This is a genomic window from Pseudomonas sp. VD-NE ins (genome assembly GCF_031882575.1).
Classification (GTDB): Bacteria; Pseudomonadota; Gammaproteobacteria; order Pseudomonadales; family Pseudomonadaceae; genus Aquipseudomonas; species Aquipseudomonas fluorescens_BZ.
In genome coordinates this window covers 5,758,245-5,773,145 of sequence record NZ_CP134772.1, presented here as the reverse complement: position 1 = coordinate 5,773,145, position 14,901 = coordinate 5,758,245, and the positions used below count along the sequence as shown (strand labels likewise).

The following is a 14,901-nucleotide window of genomic DNA, read 5'->3' as shown; positions in this document are numbered from 1 at the left end:
GTATGCCATGTTCAAGCGCAATTCGTGGCTGAGCCGCAGCCTCACGCCGAAAACCGCTTTGCCGGTGCAAGTGGTGTGGAGCGCCAGCGCTCTGGCCTGGGTGTTGTTGGTCGGCTTATGGGCTGGGTTGTCTTACGGCGGCATTGTCCCGGGAATGTTTTTGCCGACGCCGGGCGCGGTGGTTGAAGCCGCCGTGCGCCTGGGCCGTGACGGCACGCTCGGCACGCATGTCTGGGCGAGTGTTGAAGTGGTGATGGTCGGCTTCATTGTCTCGTCGCTGGTCGCGGTGCCATTGGGGTTGCTGATGGGCAGCTTCCGCATCGTCCAGGCATTCCTTGAGCCGCTGGTGAACTTCATTCGTTACCTGCCGGTGACCTCGTTCGTGCCGCTGTTCATTTTGTGGATCGGCATCGGTCTGGAGCAGCGGGTTTCGGTGATTATCTTCGGCGTGTTCTTCCAGCAACTGGTGATGATCGCCGACGTGTCCAAGGGCATTTCCAAGGACTTGATCAACGCCTCTTACACCTTGGGTTCCAATCGCCGCGACGCGGTGTTGCATGTGATCGCGCCGGCCTCGGTGCCCGGCGTACTCGACACTTTGCGCGTGACCATGGGCTGGGCCTGGACGTATCTGGTGGTGGCTGAACTGGTCGCTGCCTCCAGCGGTTTGGGTTACCTGAGCCTGAAAGCCATGCGCGGCTTTCAGGTCGACGTGATTTTCCTCGCCATCGCGATCATCGGCCTGCTTGGTCTGATCACCGATCAACTGTTTCGTTTTCTCCGCCTGAGGGTTGCCGCATGGGCTCAGTGACTGCTGCCAATCATCGTTTCATCGAACCTGTCGCGACCCCGGCGCAAGCGGCGCCACGCTTGCAGGTGGACAAGGTCAGCCTGCGTTACAAGAAGCCTGACGGCGGGACGTTTACTGCGCTGGAAGAGGTCTCGTTCGAAGTGCCGGATCAGCAGTTTGCCGTGCTGGTCGGGCCGTCGGGTTGCGGCAAGTCGAGTCTGTTGTACTTGACCGCAGGCCTGGCCGAGCCGACCTCCGGCGAGATCTATGTTGGCGGCCAGCAAGTACAGGGTCCCGGCGCGGATCGTGGCATGGTCTTTCAGAGCTACACGCTGTTCCCGTGGCTGACGGTGCGGCAGAACGTCGAGTTCGGTCTCAAGCGTCGTGGCCTGCCGGCGGCGCGGCGCAAGGAAATCGTCGATTACTACGTCAACGAAGTTGGCCTCGCCGGGTTCGCCGACAACTACGCCAAGCAGCTGTCGGGCGGGATGATGCAGCGTGTGGCGATCGCCCGGGCGCTGGCCAATGACCCGCAGATTTTACTGATGGACGAACCGTTCGGCGCGCTCGACAGCCAGACACGTTTGCAGATGCAACAGTTGTTGCTGCGGGTGTGGGGCAACAGCAAGAAGACCGTGTTGTTCGTCACCCATGACATCGACGAAGCCATTCTGCTCGGCGACCGGGTTTATGTGATGGGCGCCAAGCCTGGGCGGATCAAACAGATTCTCGACGTGCCAATCGAACGTCCGCGCTCACTCGACATGGTCATGGAACGCTCGTTCATCGACATGAAACGGCAGATCTTCGGGCTGCTGCATGATGACCTGGAGGACGTGCACTGATCCCACTGTCACACCAACGAAAACTGTGGGAGCGAGCCTGCTCGCGAAGGCGTAGTGTCAGTCGATGTATTTAATACCTGATACACCGCATTCGCGAGCAGGCTCGCTCCCACAGGGTCTTGTGGTGCCGGGGATGGCGGGGTCCATTCACGGCCGGGCAAACACGGTTTTGACCCATCCCTGCAGGGTGTACTTCTGGTAGATGTGTTCAGGCACATCGACATACGGATCAGTCATGAACCGTTCAGGAATCACCGGATTGGCCTCATCAATGACCAAAATGTTCGCCGGGTTGTAAAAGTCATAGTCGACCACGCTCCTGTTGGTGGTGATGACTTTTTTCCGTGAGGCCATGGCTTCGAAGAAACGGAAGCTCAACCCGGCCTGACCAGGCTTGGAAATATCCAGAATGATTCGCGAGCGCTTTACCAGTTCGCCGACGGATTCCAGCGACATTCTCTGCTCGAAGAACGTGATGCCCGGATGCGCGTTCGGGATCGGTTTGCACTGAACCAGAAACTTGTAATCGGTCACCCCGAGACGATCGAATGCCTGCGCGAGGCCTTCAAGTGCCGGCACCCGATCCTTGCCCGCCATCACCACAAACGCCGAGTACTCACCGGGCTCGCCGTCTGCGCTGTAGTCGTCATAAATGAAGTTGTAGAGTTTTTTCAGGCCGTAGCTTTTGGCATTTTCCGGGTCGAAGGAAAACACCTCGTCATAACCGGCGAGTTCTTCGCGGGTCATCGGCCAGCGACTGAAACTGTCGTAGAGGTAGGCGATCTTGTGATCGGAGACCTTGAGTCCGGCGGCCAACTGGTTTGCATCGATCTGGGCCGGGTTGATGATGAGTGCCACATCGAAACGTCCATGCGCAGCGATGGCTTTGTTGAACTGGCGTATCTGCGCCCAGCGTTTCAGCGGGCGGCGCAGGATTTTCGGCGCTCGATCAAAACTGTTCTGCATCGATGACGTATCGATAAAACACACGTCGTTGTCGATCTTCAGATAGTCAGCCAGTTTGCGCGCGTAACCACCAATGTCCTTGCACACCAATAAGATTTTCATGGGATTCCATATCGTGAATTCGGGCGACGGGTCGATGTTCCTCGGCCCAGCCTAGGGCGCCGCCGGTAGCAGGAAGCGGGCAATCACCGGCAAGTGATCGGAGATGCGCAAGGTATCGTCCTGGCGCACTCTCGCTTCGACCCGCTTGATCTTCGGGCTGTAGAACAGGTAGTCGACCGTGCGATCCGGGCCATTCAGACCGGGGTCGTTGGGGTAGTGGGTCAGCCACTGCGCACGGTTGATGCCGCTGGCTTCGTTGTTGGTCGGGATCATCGGGTATTTGTCCCACAGCAGATGCAGTTCGCTGTCGGCGGAGTAGGGCGTGCGTTGTTCGGCAGGCAGGCGACGATACTGGCCGAGCGGCAACAGGTTGAAGTCGCCACCGATCAACCACGGCAGGCCCTGACTCTCGTATTTGTCGAGCACCTTGGCCACCGCTGTCACTTGCGCCTGCAAGGTGTCGTCCGGTTGGCTGGCACGCTCCAGATGGGTGTTGAACACGGTCAGTTGCCCACCGTCACTCAGGGGCAGCTTGGTGGCGAGCAGGGCGTCTTTCGGCTGGAATTGGCGGCTGATGAAATTGGCAGAGGCCACCGGTAATTGCAGGCGCTCGGCGTGCTCGATGCGGTAGCGGCTCAGAGTCGCCAGTTGTCGGCCGACGCTACCGAAAATATGCGGATCGGGGACGAATTCGGCTTTCCAGTCAAACGCGCTGGCGCTGCACGGATACAGGTCGGCGAGGCGTTCTTGCAAAAGCTTGAGCTGATTCTGATAGTCGCTGGACTTGGCGCCGTCATCCAGTTCCTGCAGCAGCACCACATCGGGCTGCTCGTCGCGGATCACCCGCGCTACTTCATCGAGGCTGAAGGCCATGTCTTCCAGGGTCGGTGCATCATCGTTGCCCTGGGCCAGATCATTCCAGAACACGTAACGTTTGCCGGCCAGGTACTGCACGTTCCAGGTCATGACTTTCAGCGCCTGGCCTGGCACTAGCGTCGGTGGCGTCCCCGTGCAACCGACCGGCAGGGTTTCGCGGGCGTCGGGGCGCCAGGTCAGGCTGAACATCAGCCCGCCGATCAGGGCGATGGCGAGCACGACAAGCAGCAGGGTGTAGCGCAGTAGACGGGTCATGGCTCGGCTTATAGCGTTACAGAAAGTGGCCCCGAGCATACCTGACGGCTGTCTCGAAGCCCAAACGCAGTCCTGTCAGATCGCTCTGTCACGTTTGTCAGGCAATTCGCTGATCAGCATGAACAGGCGGAACAACACCACACTGGTGAACAGTTGCAGGAAGCTGTGAGCGCTGTCGATCAGAATGGCGATCACAGGATTCTGCGGCTCGGGGTACACCGCCAGTGTCGCGCCTTTGAGCAACCAAAGCGGTGTCATCACGCAGAGAATGCACAGCAGGATCCGCCAGAAATGGCCACGGGTCAGGCGCAGGCTTTCCTTCATCGCCTGCAAAGGCCCCATGCCGCGCAGCACTAGCAGGTACTCGCCGAACGCGAGCATCACCATCAACATCAGGCCCGGGAGGAAGTACAGCGACAGACCCAGCAAAATCAACAAAGTGTTCAGCGCCGTGAGTAATGCGAAGCGCGGCCACAGAGTGGCGGCCATCGCCAGCAGATCGCGGTTGCGCGGTGCCTCGCCACGGCTGCGTGCATCGAGGAACAGGATCAGCGCAGCGGTGTACAGCGGATACACCAGCAGACCAACGACGATGCTGATCGCCGAGATGTTTTCCGGCCCGCTGGCGTGATCGACCACTTGTTGCAGAAACGCTTCGAAAATCACCAGCGGCAGGCACAACCGCACGATGCTGCCCAAATGGCGTTTGAAAAAATACAGAGAGTCGCGCAGCACTTCGAGGGCATTCATCAGTCGGTATCGCAGGTCGAAAACAGTGGCTCACTTTAACCGATGATGGCTGGCGCGACACAAACGTAAACATTCGGTAAAGGTCATTGAAACGTTTTGTCACCGTCTCCATTACAGGAGAGCACCTCGGCCAACGTGGACGAGGGCAATGTTATCCCCGGCAATCTACGAGGTCGCCATGAACAGCGAAGAGCAAACCCTGATCGATGGACTGTTTTCCCGGCTGCAACAGGCCGAAACGGAGGCAGCCCCGCGCGACGCCCAGGCTGAAACGCGGATCAAGGAACACCTGACCCGCCAGCCGGCGGCAGGTTATTTCATGACCCAGGCGATTCTGGTGCAAGAGGCTGCGCTCAAGAGCCTCGATGAGCAGAACAAGCAACTGACGCAACAAGTCCAGCAGTTGCAGGCCGAGTTGCAAGCGGCCAAGGCGCAGAGTGCCGCCCCGGCGCCGAGCGGCGGCGGTGGTTTCCTTTCGAGCATTTTTGGTGGCAGCCCGCGTCCGGCGCCGACCCAGAGCGCCCCAGCCTCGACTGGCGGCTGGCGCGAACCGGCACCGCAGCAGAATTACGCGGCCCCGGCGCCACAACAGAACTTCGGCGCGCCACCACCTAACTACGCACAGCAAGCCGCTCCGGCGGCCGGCAGCAGCTTCCTCGGCGGCGCTTTGAAAACGGCGGCCGGTGTGGCCGGTGGCGTGATGCTGGCGCAGGGCATCAGCAGCCTGTTCCATCACAATCAGCAGCCGGAAGAAATCGTTGAAGTGATCAAGGAAGAGCCGGCGCAGGTCGCCGACCAGAGCAGCAGCGGCTGGGGCGATGATCAGCGTGTGGCGGACAATGGCTTCTCTGGCAATGACCAGGGCGGCTTCACCGACACCGACACCGACTACGGCAACGACAACTCCTCGTTCTTCGATGACGACGATTCCTTCGTCTGACTCACCATTCGTCCGGAGCCCCTTGGGGCTTCGGGCCGATTATTCGCGGAACCCTCCTGATGGCTGGCATACTGAGCGCCTTTTTCGGGCCTGGCGCCTGATCCCGCTTCGAGCGCTTGCGCGCCCACAGGAACTCCGGTGAAAAAAATCGCAGTGTTCGCCGACGTGCAGAACCTCTACTACACCGTGCGTCAGGCCTATGGTTGTCACTTCAACTACGCCGCATTGTGGGCCGACATCAGCAAGGACGGGCAGATCGTCGAGGCCTACGCCTACGCGATCGACCGTGGCGACAGCAAACAGCAGCAGTTCCAGCAGATCCTGCGCAACCTCGGTTTCACCGTGAAACTCAAACCTTACATCCAGCGCAGCGACGGCTCGGCCAAGGGCGACTGGGACGTGGGCATCACCCTCGACATCATGGACGCCGCCGACCACGTCGACGAAATCGTCCTGGCTTCCGGTGACGGCGATTTCGACATGCTGCTTGAGCGCATCATCAGCAAACACGGCGTGCAAGCGGTCGCCTATGGCGTGCCCGGCCTGACCGCCAACTCGCTGATCCGCGCCGCAAGCCGTTACGTGCCGATCGAAGGCGCGCTGCTGTTAAAAAATTAAGCTGAAGAATTGATTTGAACGGAGTTGAACCCGGTTTGGAACGCATTGCAGTCATCGACTTTGAAACCACCGGCCTCTCGCCGAACAGCAGCTGCCGCGCCACGGAAATCGCCGTGGTCATGCTGGAAAACGGCCGCATCGTCGAGCGTTACCAGAGTCTGATGAACGCCGGCGTACGCGTCCCGGCGTTCATCGAACAACTGACCGGCATCAGCAACGCCATGCTGCGCACCGCGCCATCGGCAGAGCAGGTGATGAACGAGGTCAACGAGTTTGTCGGCTGCACGCCGCTGGTGGCGCACAACGCATCGTTCGACCAGAAGTTCTGGGACTTTGAGTTGGGGCGGATCAAGCGTACGCGGTTGCAGAACTTTGCCTGCTCGCTGTTGCTGGCGCGGCGCTTGATGCCGGCGGCGCCGAATCACAAGCTCGGTACGCTGACCACGTTCGCGCGTTTGCCGCATACCGGCCAAGCGCACAGGGCGATGGCCGATGCCGAGATGGCGGCGAATCTCATGGCGCATCTGGCCGATGAGTTGCGGCACAAGCACGGCGTCAGCGAGCTATCGCATGACCTGCTGTGCAAGTTGCAGAAAGTCCCGGCCGCGAAAGTCAGCGAACACCTGCAGCGCTATCGCTGATCCCACAGACTGATCGTTCCCACGCTCTGCGTGGGAATGCCTCAACGGACGCTCCGCGTTCGGCTTTGAACGGGACGCGGAGCGTCCCTGGCTGCATTACCACGCAGAGCGTGGGAACGATCATTCGGGGGGAGCCGAACTATTTGCCGTTGCCTTCGATCTGGCATAACGGCACACGCTTTTCGATCGCGCTCGACAGCACAATCGAGGTCTTGCTGAAACCAAACTTCGCCACCCGATTGATCAGCTCCTCCAGCTCCGTCATCGAACTCACCGCAGCCTTCATCATCACGCACGGATCACCCGTCACTCGAAAGCACTCGGTCAGTTGCGGGATTTTTACCAGTTCGTCGTAGACCTTCTGACTGCCGTTCTGGTGTAGGCGCAATTCGATCATGCATTGGATGGGCAGACCGATTTTCGACAGGTCGATTTTCGCCTCATACCCGGTAATCACCCCGGCTGCCTCAAGCTTGGCCACGCGCTCGGCGACGGCGGGGGCGGAGAGGTTCACTTTGCGTGCGAGGTCGGCGTAGGACGCACGACCGTTTTCGAGTAGGGCGCTGAGCAGCATGCGGTCGTATTTATCCAAGGCCGTACTCCTGAAAATGCCAGACTTTCGAAATCGCGGTATATCCCGTCGATCTTCGTGATTTCAAAAGTGTACTGCCCTGATAAACAGGTTTTGTAACTTATTTTTGCTCTCTGGCCTTTCTAGAATAAGCAGTCCCCGAATCTGACTGTCGAGCTGCCCATGTCTGCCGTGCGCCGTTTTTCCTTGCCGCTGATCGCCGCGTTTTTTGCGCTATATGTGATTTGGGGGTCGACCTATCTGGTGATCCGCATTGGCGTCGAGTACTGGCCGCCACTGATGCTCGGCGGTGTGCGCTTCGTGATTGCCGGTTCGTTGATGTACGCCTTTCTGCGCTGGCGCGGGGCTCCGGCGCCGACCTGGGCGCAGTGGAAAGCGGCGGGGATCATCGGGATTTTGCTGCTCAGCTTCGGTAATGGCGCGGTGAGCGTGGCCGAGCACACGGGCGTGGCTTCCGGTGTTGCAGCATTGGCGGTGGCGACGGTGCCGTTGTTCACGTTGCTCTGTGGATATTTCTGGGGCGCGCGCAATACCCGTCTGGAATGGGCCGGGGTGGCGCTGGGCATTATCGGCATCGCCATGCTCAACATGGGCTCCAACCTGCAATCCAGCCCGATGGGCGCAGCGCTGCTGATTTTCGCGGCGGCGACCTGGGCGTTCGGTTCGGTGTGGAGTAGGCACTTGCCGTTGCCGCAGGGCGCGATGGCCAGCGCGGTGGAGATGCTGGTCGGCGGTGTGGTGTTGCTGATCGGCAGCGCTGTCAGTGGCGAGCATCTGCAAGCGATGCCTCCGGTTGAAGGTTGGCTGGCGCTGGCGTACCTGATCTTCTTCGGCTCGATCATCGCCTTCAACTCTTATATGTACCTGCTCAAGCACGTGCGTCCGGCGGCGGCGACCAGTTATGCCTACGTCAACCCGGCGGTCGCGGTGTTGCTGGGGATTGTGTTCGTCGGCGAGACCATCGGGATCGAGGAAGCGCTGGCGATGCTGGTGATCATCAGCGCCGTGGTGTTGATTGGTTTGCCGCAGTGGCGTCGTCCGGCACAGCCGCCAGTCGTGGCGCCGACAGTCGTTCCCGCAGAACAACGTACGAATTAGGGTAAACTGCGCGGCATTGCATGCCCGCGTCATTTTTTCCTACGGTACTTCCATGACTTTCGCCACCCTTGGCCTGATCGAACCCTTGCTGCGCTCCCTCGAGAAGCTCGGCTACCAGACCCCGACGCCGGTTCAGGCGCAAGCCATTCCGGCCGTGCTGGCGGGTCGTGACCTGATGGCAGCGGCTCAGACCGGCACTGGCAAAACCGCCGGTTTCGCCTTGCCACTGCTGCAGTTGCTGAGCATGGAAGGGCCGAAAGTCGCTGCCAACTCGGCGCGTTCGCTGATTCTGGTGCCGACCCGCGAGCTGGCCGAGCAGGTTCATGAGTCTGTGCGCCAGTACGCCGAAAACCTGCCGCTGCGCACTTATGCGGTTTACGGTGGCGTCAGCATCAACCCGCAAATGATGAAGCTGCGCGGCGGCGTCGATGTGCTGGTCGCCACGCCCGGTCGCCTGATCGACCTGTTCCGCCAGAACGCGCTGAAACTCGATCAGCTGCAAACCCTGGTGCTGGATGAAGCCGATCGTATGCTCGACCTGGGCTTCTCCGAAGAACTGGCGAACATTTACCGCATGCTGCCGAAAAAGCGCCAGACCCTGCTGTTCTCCGCGACCTTTTCCGATGACATCCGCCTGCTCGCCGGGCAGATGCTCAACGATCCGCTGAGCATCGAAGTCAGCCCGCGCAACGTCGCCGCCAATACGGTCAAGCAGTGGATCGTCACGGTAGACAAGAAGCGCAAGGCCGAACTGTTCGTGCACCTGATGCGCAAGAACAAGTGGAAGCAGGTGCTGGTGTTCGCCAAGACGCGCAATGGTGTCGATGCACTGGTGGAAAAGCTTCAGGGCCTGGGTGTGAATGCCGACGGTATCCACGGTGACAAACCTCAGGCGACCCGTCAGCGTGCGCTGGATCGTTTCAAGCTCAGTGAAGTGCAGATTCTGGTCGCGACTGACGTTGCGGCGCGGGGCCTGGATATCGAAGATCTGCCGTTGGTGATCAACTTCGATCTGCCGATCGTGGCTGAAGACTACATTCACCGTATCGGCCGCACGGGCCGTGCTGGCGCGACGGGCGAGGCGATCTCGCTGGTCTGTGCGGATGAAGTGAACATGTTGTCGGCGATTGAAATGCTGACGCGCCAGACCTTGAAACGTCAAAACGAACCGGATTTCGAACCTGAGCACCGCGTGCCGGACACCGATGCCAGCGGTCAGGTGATCAAGAAGCCGAAGAAACCCAAGAAGCCGAAAGCTTCGGGTGGTGGCGGCAAGCGCAATCTGGGCAAGTGGGTTGATAGTGGCGAGACTCAGGCGCCGGAGCCTTCGATCAAGCCTGTGCGTAAAGTGCCGGTGTTTAACACTGGGCCGCGTAAGCGTAAGCCTTAAAGTCAAAAGCCCCTCATCGGAACGCCGCCCGCCTAGCCCTCTCCCAGGGGGAGAGGGGACTGATTGGGGGATGCTCCCGAAGTACGCCGACCTGATTCTTCTGTTGTGAATCCATAATCGACAGAGCTTCGCCAGACACCTCAGTCGGCCCCCTCTCCCGAGGGAGAGGGGGCTGATTGGGGGTATTCGGGAATTACGCCGACCTGATCCTACCGCTGTGAATCCACAATCGACAGGGCCTTCGCCAGACACTTCGGTTGGCTGGCCGAATCCATAATCGACTCGGTGTTTCAGGTCGATGGATGACATCAGACACCTCGGTCGGCCCCCTCTCCCTCTGGGAGAGGGCTGGGGTGAGGGTTCAGGCAGACGCCTCGGACTTGAGCCACTGCACAATACCCAACCCCGCCGCCCGCCCACTGGCAAAACACCCCGTCAGCAAATAGCCGCCCGTCGGCGCTTCCCAATCGAGCATCTCGCCTGCACAAAACACCCCCGGCAACGCCTTGAGCATCAAACGCTCATCCATCGTCTCGAACGTCACGCCACCAGCACTGCTGATCGCCTCGTCCAATGGACGGGTTTTTACCAACGTCAGCGGTAGCGCCTTGATCGCCCGCGACAACAGCGCCGGATCGGCGAAGGTTGCCGCATCAGTCAACTCACGCAACAACGCCGCTTTCACCCCATCAATCCCCACCTGACTGTGCAGATGCTTGGCCATCGAACGCGAGCCACGTGGTTTGCTCAACGCCGTCTGCAATTTATCCACAGGTCGGCCGGGCAGCAGATCGATGTGAATAACCGCCGCGCCATGTTGATTGATTGCCTCACGAATCGGCGCCGACAGCGCATAAATCAGACTGCCCTCAATCCCGGCCGCGGTAATCACGCATTCGCCCAAGCGTGGAACGTCGTCGTTCAAACCGATGGCGATGTTTTTCAGCGGCGCGCCGGCGAATTTGCTCACCATCAAATCGCTCCAGGCCTGGACCTCGAAGCCGCAATTACTTGGCTGTAACGGCGCCAGTCCTACGCCGCGTTGTTCCAGCGGCAGCATCCACGCACCGTCGGAACCGAGGCGCGACCAACTGCCGCCGCCAAGGGCGAGCAGGGTGGCATCGGGCTTGACGGTGATTTCACCTTCGGGGCTGTCGATGCGCAGCGCGCCGTGTTCATCCCAGCCGAGCCAGCGGTGGCGGGTGTGGATAACTACGCCGCTGTCACGCAGGCGCTTGAGCCAGGCGCGCAACAGTGGCGCGGCTTTCATGTCCGTAGGAAAAACCCGGCCGGAGCTGCCGACAAAGGTTTCGATGCCCAGATCGTGAATCCATGTGCACAGCGCATCGGCATCGAAACCGCGCAGCAGCGGGGCGATTTGCGGAGCTCGCTCGGCGTAACGCGAGAGGAACGCCGGGTAGGCTTCGGAGTGGGTGATGTTCATCCCGCCGACGCCGGCCAGCAGGAACTTGCGGCCCACCGAGGGCATGCCGTCGTAGAGATCGACGCGGATTCCGGCCTGGCTCAGCACTTCGGCAGCCATCAGGCCGGCGGGGCCACCGCCGATGATGGCGACGTGAGCGGGGGAGGAGGCGGAGTTCTGGATCATGGCATGCGCTGCGGTATGGCGGGATAAGGCGCGCATTCTAACAGCGCAGATCAATGTGGGAGCGAGCCTGCTCGCGAAAGCGGTGGGTCAGTCAGTGAAATGTTGAGTGTACCGCCGCCTTCGCGAGCAGGCTCGCTCCCACAAGGGTATTTTCGTTTGATTCAGTACTTGGTTAAAAAATAGTCAGTGCGCTGCAGGCCAAGAAAGGTATGGCCTGCAGTCCCTTTCACTCAGGTTATCCACAGGCCGTTCCACAGCGATTGTGGGTAACGCAGCACAGCTCAATGACAACCGTGTGACTGCCAGACCCGTTGCGCACTGTGATGGAGGATGCCGTGGCGGCGGGCGAGGGCGTGGCGATCCTTGCTGTAGCCGCCGCCAATTACGCCCATCACCGGGATATCGCGGCCCAGGCAATGGCGCATCACGCTTTCATCGCGGGCGGCGACGCCTTCGTCCGTCAGTTGCAGATAACCGAGGGCATCGTCCTTGTGTACATCGACGCCGGCGTCATACAGCACCAGATCCGGTTGATACAGCGGCAGCAGGTAATTGAGTGTGTCATCGACCACTTTCAAATAATCGGCATCGCCCATGCCTTTGGGCAGTGGAATATCCCAGTCACTTTCCGCTTTGCGTGCAGGAAAGTTCTTCTCGCAGTGCAGGGAAACGGTAATCGCCTCCGGCGTGTCATGCAGGATTCGCGCGGTGCCGTCGCCCTGATGCACGTCGCAGTCGAAGATCAGCACGCGATTCACCCGGCCGCTTTGCAGCAGGTAATGGCTGATGATCGCCAGATCATTGAAGATGCAGAAGCCTGCCGGGTAATCGTAATGCGCGTGATGAGTGCCGCCGGCCAAGTGGCAGGCCAGTCCATGCTCCAGGGCTTTTTCCGCCGCCAGAATCGAACCGCCGACCGCGCGCACCGTACGCCGTGCCAACGCTTCGTTCCACGGCAGGCCGAGGCGCCGCTGGTCTTCGCGGGACAACTCGCCGCTCATGTAGCGTTCGATATACGCACGGTCATGGGCGAGGGCGAGGATGTCGTTGGGGCAGATCTCCGGGCGCAGCAGGTCGGCATCGCGGGTCAGACCGCTGTCGACCAGGTGATCGCGCAGCAAACGAAACTTGTCCATCGGGAAGCGGTGATCCGCCGGAAACTCGGGGCTGTAGTCTTCGTGGTAGATCAGCGGCAGTGGCATGGCGGTTTCATGTAGGAACGTAGGAAAGAGTGAAGGATCCTACCAGCGATGTAGACTTGCGGCATGGAAACGGAGGGGCACGATGGAGCCGATACTGGAACTTGAAAGCGCGCGCTTGCTGATGCGTCAGTGGCAGGACGAGGATTTGCCGGCATTTGCCGCGATGTGCGCCGATCCTCAAGTGATGCGTTATTTTCCGGCCCCGTTGAGCCGACTGGAAAGCGCTTCGATGATCGGCCGCGTGCGCGGGCATTTTGCCGAGCACGGTTTTGGCTTGTGGGCACTGGAGCGCAAGGACAGCGGCGAATTCATTGGTTTCACCGGGCTCGGCGTGGTCGGCTTCGATGCACCGTTCACGCCTGCGGTGGAAATCGGTTGGCGCCTGGCCAAGGAACATTGGGGCCTGGGTTACGCCAGTGAAGCGGCATGGACCGCTCTACGCTGCGGCTTTGATCGCTTGGCCTTGAAGGAAATCGTCTCCTTCACCGCGCAATCCAATTTGCCCTCAGAGAAAGTCATGCAGGCGATTGGCATGCATCACGCCCCGGAAGATGATTTCGATCACCCGAAACTGGCCGTCGATCATCCGCTGTGCAGGCACCTGCTCTACCGCATCACCCGGGAACAATGGCTGCAAACCTTGCATGGATAAGCCGACACGGACGTTTACAATGGCCGCCATATCATTGGCCCGCGCCAGAATCTGAATCGGCCGCCGCAGCCAAGACTGCGCGGCATAGTGCTTTGTGTGAGGAGAGTCTGAATGAGCCAAGTGTTGGAAGATCTGGTCGACCTGCTGACCCTGGAACCGATCGAAGAAAACCTGTTCCGTGGCCGCAGCCAGGATCTGGGTTTCCGTCAGTTGTTCGGTGGCCAGGTGCTCGGTCAGTCGCTGTCGGCGGCCAGTCAGACGGTTGAAGAAACACGTCATGTGCATTCGATGCACGGTTATTTCCTGCGTCCGGGCGATGCCAAGTTGCCGGTGGTTTATTCGGTTGATCGCGTGCGCGATGGTGGCAGCTTCAGCACTCGCCGCGTCACGGCGATCCAGAAGGGCCATCCGATCTTCACCTGCAGCGCTTCGTTCCAGTACGACGAGGCTGGCTTCGAGCACCAAAGCCAGATGCCGGTAGTGGTCGGCCCGGAAAACCTGCCGTCGGAGCTGGAGCTGTTTCAGCAACGCGCGCAACTGATCCCCGAGCACATGCGTGAAAAGCTGCTGTGCCCGAAGCCGATCGAAGTGCGCCCGGTCACTGAAAAAGACCCGTACAACCCGCAACCGGCCGATCCGATCAAATATGTTTGGTTTCGTGCTGACGGCGCGCTGGCCGATATTCCTGCGCTGCACAAATACTTGCTGGCCTACGCTTCGGACTTCGGTCTGCTGACCACCTCGATGCTGCCCCACGGCAAGTCGGTGTGGCAGAAAGACATGCAGGTCGCCAGCCTTGATCACGCATTGTGGTTCCACAACGATCTGCGCGCCGATGACTGGTTGCTCTACGCGATGGACAGCCCGTGGGCCGGCAATTCCCGTGGATTCTCCCGTGGCAGCGTGTACAACCGCGCCGGGCAACTGGTCGCTTCGGTGACGCAGGAAGGCCTGATCCGCCATCGCAAGGACTGGGCATGAGTCTGAAAGAGGTCAAGCACTGGGTGTTCGATATGGACGGCACGTTGACCGTCGCCGTGCATGATTTTGCGGCGATTCGCGTGGCGCTGGCGATTCCGCCGGAGGACGACATCCTCACTCATCTCGCTGCATTGCCGGCGGATGAGGCGGCGGCGAAACATGCCTGGTTGCTGGAGCACGAGCGCGATCTGGCGTTGGGCTCGACCCCGGCCGCCGGGGCGGTGGAGCTGGTGCGAGACCTGCATGCGCGCGGTTATCGCCTCGGCATTCTGACCCGCAACGCGCGGGAACTGGCGCACGTGACGCTGGAAGCGATTGGTTTGGCCGACTGTTTCGCGGTGGACGATGTACTGGGCCGCGACGAAGCGCCGCCGAAGCCGCATCCGGGTGGCTTGCTGAAACTGGCAGATGCCTGGGACGTGCCGGCCAGCGAGATGGTGATGGTCGGTGATTACCGCTTTGATCTGGATTGCGGGAGAGCGGCGGGGGCGCAGACGGTGTTGGTGAATCTGCCGGAAAACCCTTGGCCGGAGTTGACCGATTGGCATGCAAAGGATTGTGTCGAGTTGCGGCGGATGCTGCTGGCCTGAGATT

Annotated in this window: 16 protein-coding genes; 10 read left to right on the top strand and 6 right to left on the bottom strand. The window is 60.3% G+C overall.

The features are described from left to right. The first annotated feature begins 7 nt into the window (after positions 1–7). Positions 8–811, top strand: a complete 804-nt coding sequence (locus tag RMV17_RS25765) for an ABC transporter permease (protein ID WP_034153793.1) — start codon at positions 8–10, stop codon at positions 809–811. Then, entirely contained in the window at positions 799–1,635 is an 837-nt protein-coding gene (locus tag RMV17_RS25760) for an ABC transporter ATP-binding protein (protein WP_311883543.1), read from the top strand. Before RMV17_RS25765 ends, RMV17_RS25760 begins: the two co-directional genes overlap by 13 nt. Positions 1,636–1,782: 147 nt before the next feature. Here RMV17_RS25760 and RMV17_RS25755 read toward each other — a convergent pair whose 3' ends face one another. The 3 genes from RMV17_RS25755 to RMV17_RS25745 form a co-directional block, all read right to left on the bottom strand. Further along, positions 1,783–2,703, bottom strand: a complete 921-nt coding sequence (locus RMV17_RS25755; protein WP_311883541.1) for a hypothetical protein — start codon at positions 2,701–2,703, stop codon at positions 1,783–1,785. Positions 2,704–2,754: 51 nt separating this feature from the next. Beyond that, positions 2,755–3,834: an endonuclease/exonuclease/phosphatase family protein gene (locus RMV17_RS25750; protein WP_311883539.1), complete on the bottom strand. Its 1,080-nt coding sequence runs from the start codon at positions 3,832–3,834 to the stop codon at positions 2,755–2,757. A 75-nt stretch (positions 3,835–3,909) separates the two neighbouring features. Next, positions 3,910–4,584: a YciC family protein gene (locus RMV17_RS25745; RefSeq protein WP_311883536.1), complete on the bottom strand. Its 675-nt coding sequence runs from the start codon at positions 4,582–4,584 to the stop codon at positions 3,910–3,912. Positions 4,585–4,762: 178 nt separating this feature from the next. Here RMV17_RS25745 and RMV17_RS25740 point away from each other — a divergent pair, with 178 nt between their 5' ends. From RMV17_RS25740 to RMV17_RS25730, 3 genes are all read left to right on the top strand, one after another. After that, a complete protein-coding gene (locus tag RMV17_RS25740) occupies positions 4,763–5,524 on the top strand; it encodes a DUF2076 domain-containing protein (RefSeq protein ID WP_311887089.1) in 762 nt (253 codons plus the stop codon). A gap of 138 nt (positions 5,525–5,662) precedes the next feature. After that, positions 5,663–6,142 carry an NYN domain-containing protein gene (locus RMV17_RS25735; protein WP_007949802.1) on the top strand — a complete coding sequence of 160 codons (480 nt, stop codon included), beginning with the start codon at positions 5,663–5,665 and terminating at the stop codon, positions 6,140–6,142. Positions 6,143–6,177: 35 nt separating this feature from the next. After that, complete coding sequence (locus RMV17_RS25730) at positions 6,178–6,783, top strand: PolC-type DNA polymerase III (RefSeq protein ID WP_034153798.1); 606 nt, start codon at positions 6,178–6,180, stop codon at positions 6,781–6,783. Between the two features lie 139 nt (positions 6,784–6,922). On the opposite strand, the gene RMV17_RS25725 is transcribed toward RMV17_RS25730, so the two are convergent. Further along, positions 6,923–7,375 carry an Lrp/AsnC family transcriptional regulator gene (locus RMV17_RS25725; RefSeq protein WP_311883530.1) on the bottom strand — a complete coding sequence of 151 codons (453 nt, stop codon included), beginning with the start codon at positions 7,373–7,375 and terminating at the stop codon, positions 6,923–6,925. Positions 7,376–7,537: 162 nt separating this feature from the next. Here RMV17_RS25725 and yedA point away from each other — a divergent pair, with 162 nt between their 5' ends. Both yedA and RMV17_RS25715 read left to right on the top strand, forming a co-directional pair. Next, on the top strand, positions 7,538–8,473 hold the full coding sequence (yedA, locus tag RMV17_RS25720) for a drug/metabolite exporter YedA (RefSeq protein ID WP_108227106.1): 936 nt from the start codon (positions 7,538–7,540) through the stop codon (positions 8,471–8,473). Between the two features lie 52 nt (positions 8,474–8,525). Next, positions 8,526–9,863 (top strand): DEAD/DEAH box helicase, encoded by a 1,338-nt coding sequence (locus RMV17_RS25715; RefSeq protein ID WP_311883526.1) that lies wholly within the window; start codon positions 8,526–8,528, stop codon positions 9,861–9,863. Positions 9,864–10,224: 361 nt separating this feature from the next. Here RMV17_RS25715 and RMV17_RS25710 read toward each other — a convergent pair whose 3' ends face one another. Together RMV17_RS25710 and RMV17_RS25705 are read right to left on the bottom strand one after the other, a co-directional pair. Next, a complete protein-coding gene (locus RMV17_RS25710; protein ID WP_311883524.1) occupies positions 10,225–11,472 on the bottom strand; it encodes a TIGR03862 family flavoprotein in 1,248 nt (415 codons plus the stop codon). Between the two features lie 281 nt (positions 11,473–11,753). Continuing rightward, a complete protein-coding gene (locus RMV17_RS25705; protein WP_034153803.1) occupies positions 11,754–12,674 on the bottom strand; it encodes a histone deacetylase in 921 nt (306 codons plus the stop codon). Between the two features lie 82 nt (positions 12,675–12,756). On the opposite strand from RMV17_RS25705, the gene RMV17_RS25700 reads away from it, so the two are divergent. The 3 genes from RMV17_RS25700 (at position 12,757) to RMV17_RS25690 (ending at position 14,897) form a co-directional block, all read left to right on the top strand. Beyond that, positions 12,757–13,326, top strand: a complete 570-nt coding sequence (locus RMV17_RS25700) for a GNAT family N-acetyltransferase (protein ID WP_034153804.1) — start codon at positions 12,757–12,759, stop codon at positions 13,324–13,326. A gap of 111 nt (positions 13,327–13,437) precedes the next feature. Then, positions 13,438–14,307, top strand: coding sequence for an acyl-CoA thioesterase II (gene tesB, locus RMV17_RS25695; RefSeq protein ID WP_034153805.1), 870 nt, complete (start codon positions 13,438–13,440; stop codon positions 14,305–14,307). Further along, on the top strand, positions 14,304–14,897 hold the full coding sequence (locus tag RMV17_RS25690) for an HAD family hydrolase (RefSeq protein WP_311883520.1): 594 nt from the start codon (positions 14,304–14,306) through the stop codon (positions 14,895–14,897). Before tesB ends, RMV17_RS25690 begins: the two co-directional genes overlap by 4 nt. The last annotated feature ends 4 nt before the right edge of the window (positions 14,898–14,901 follow it).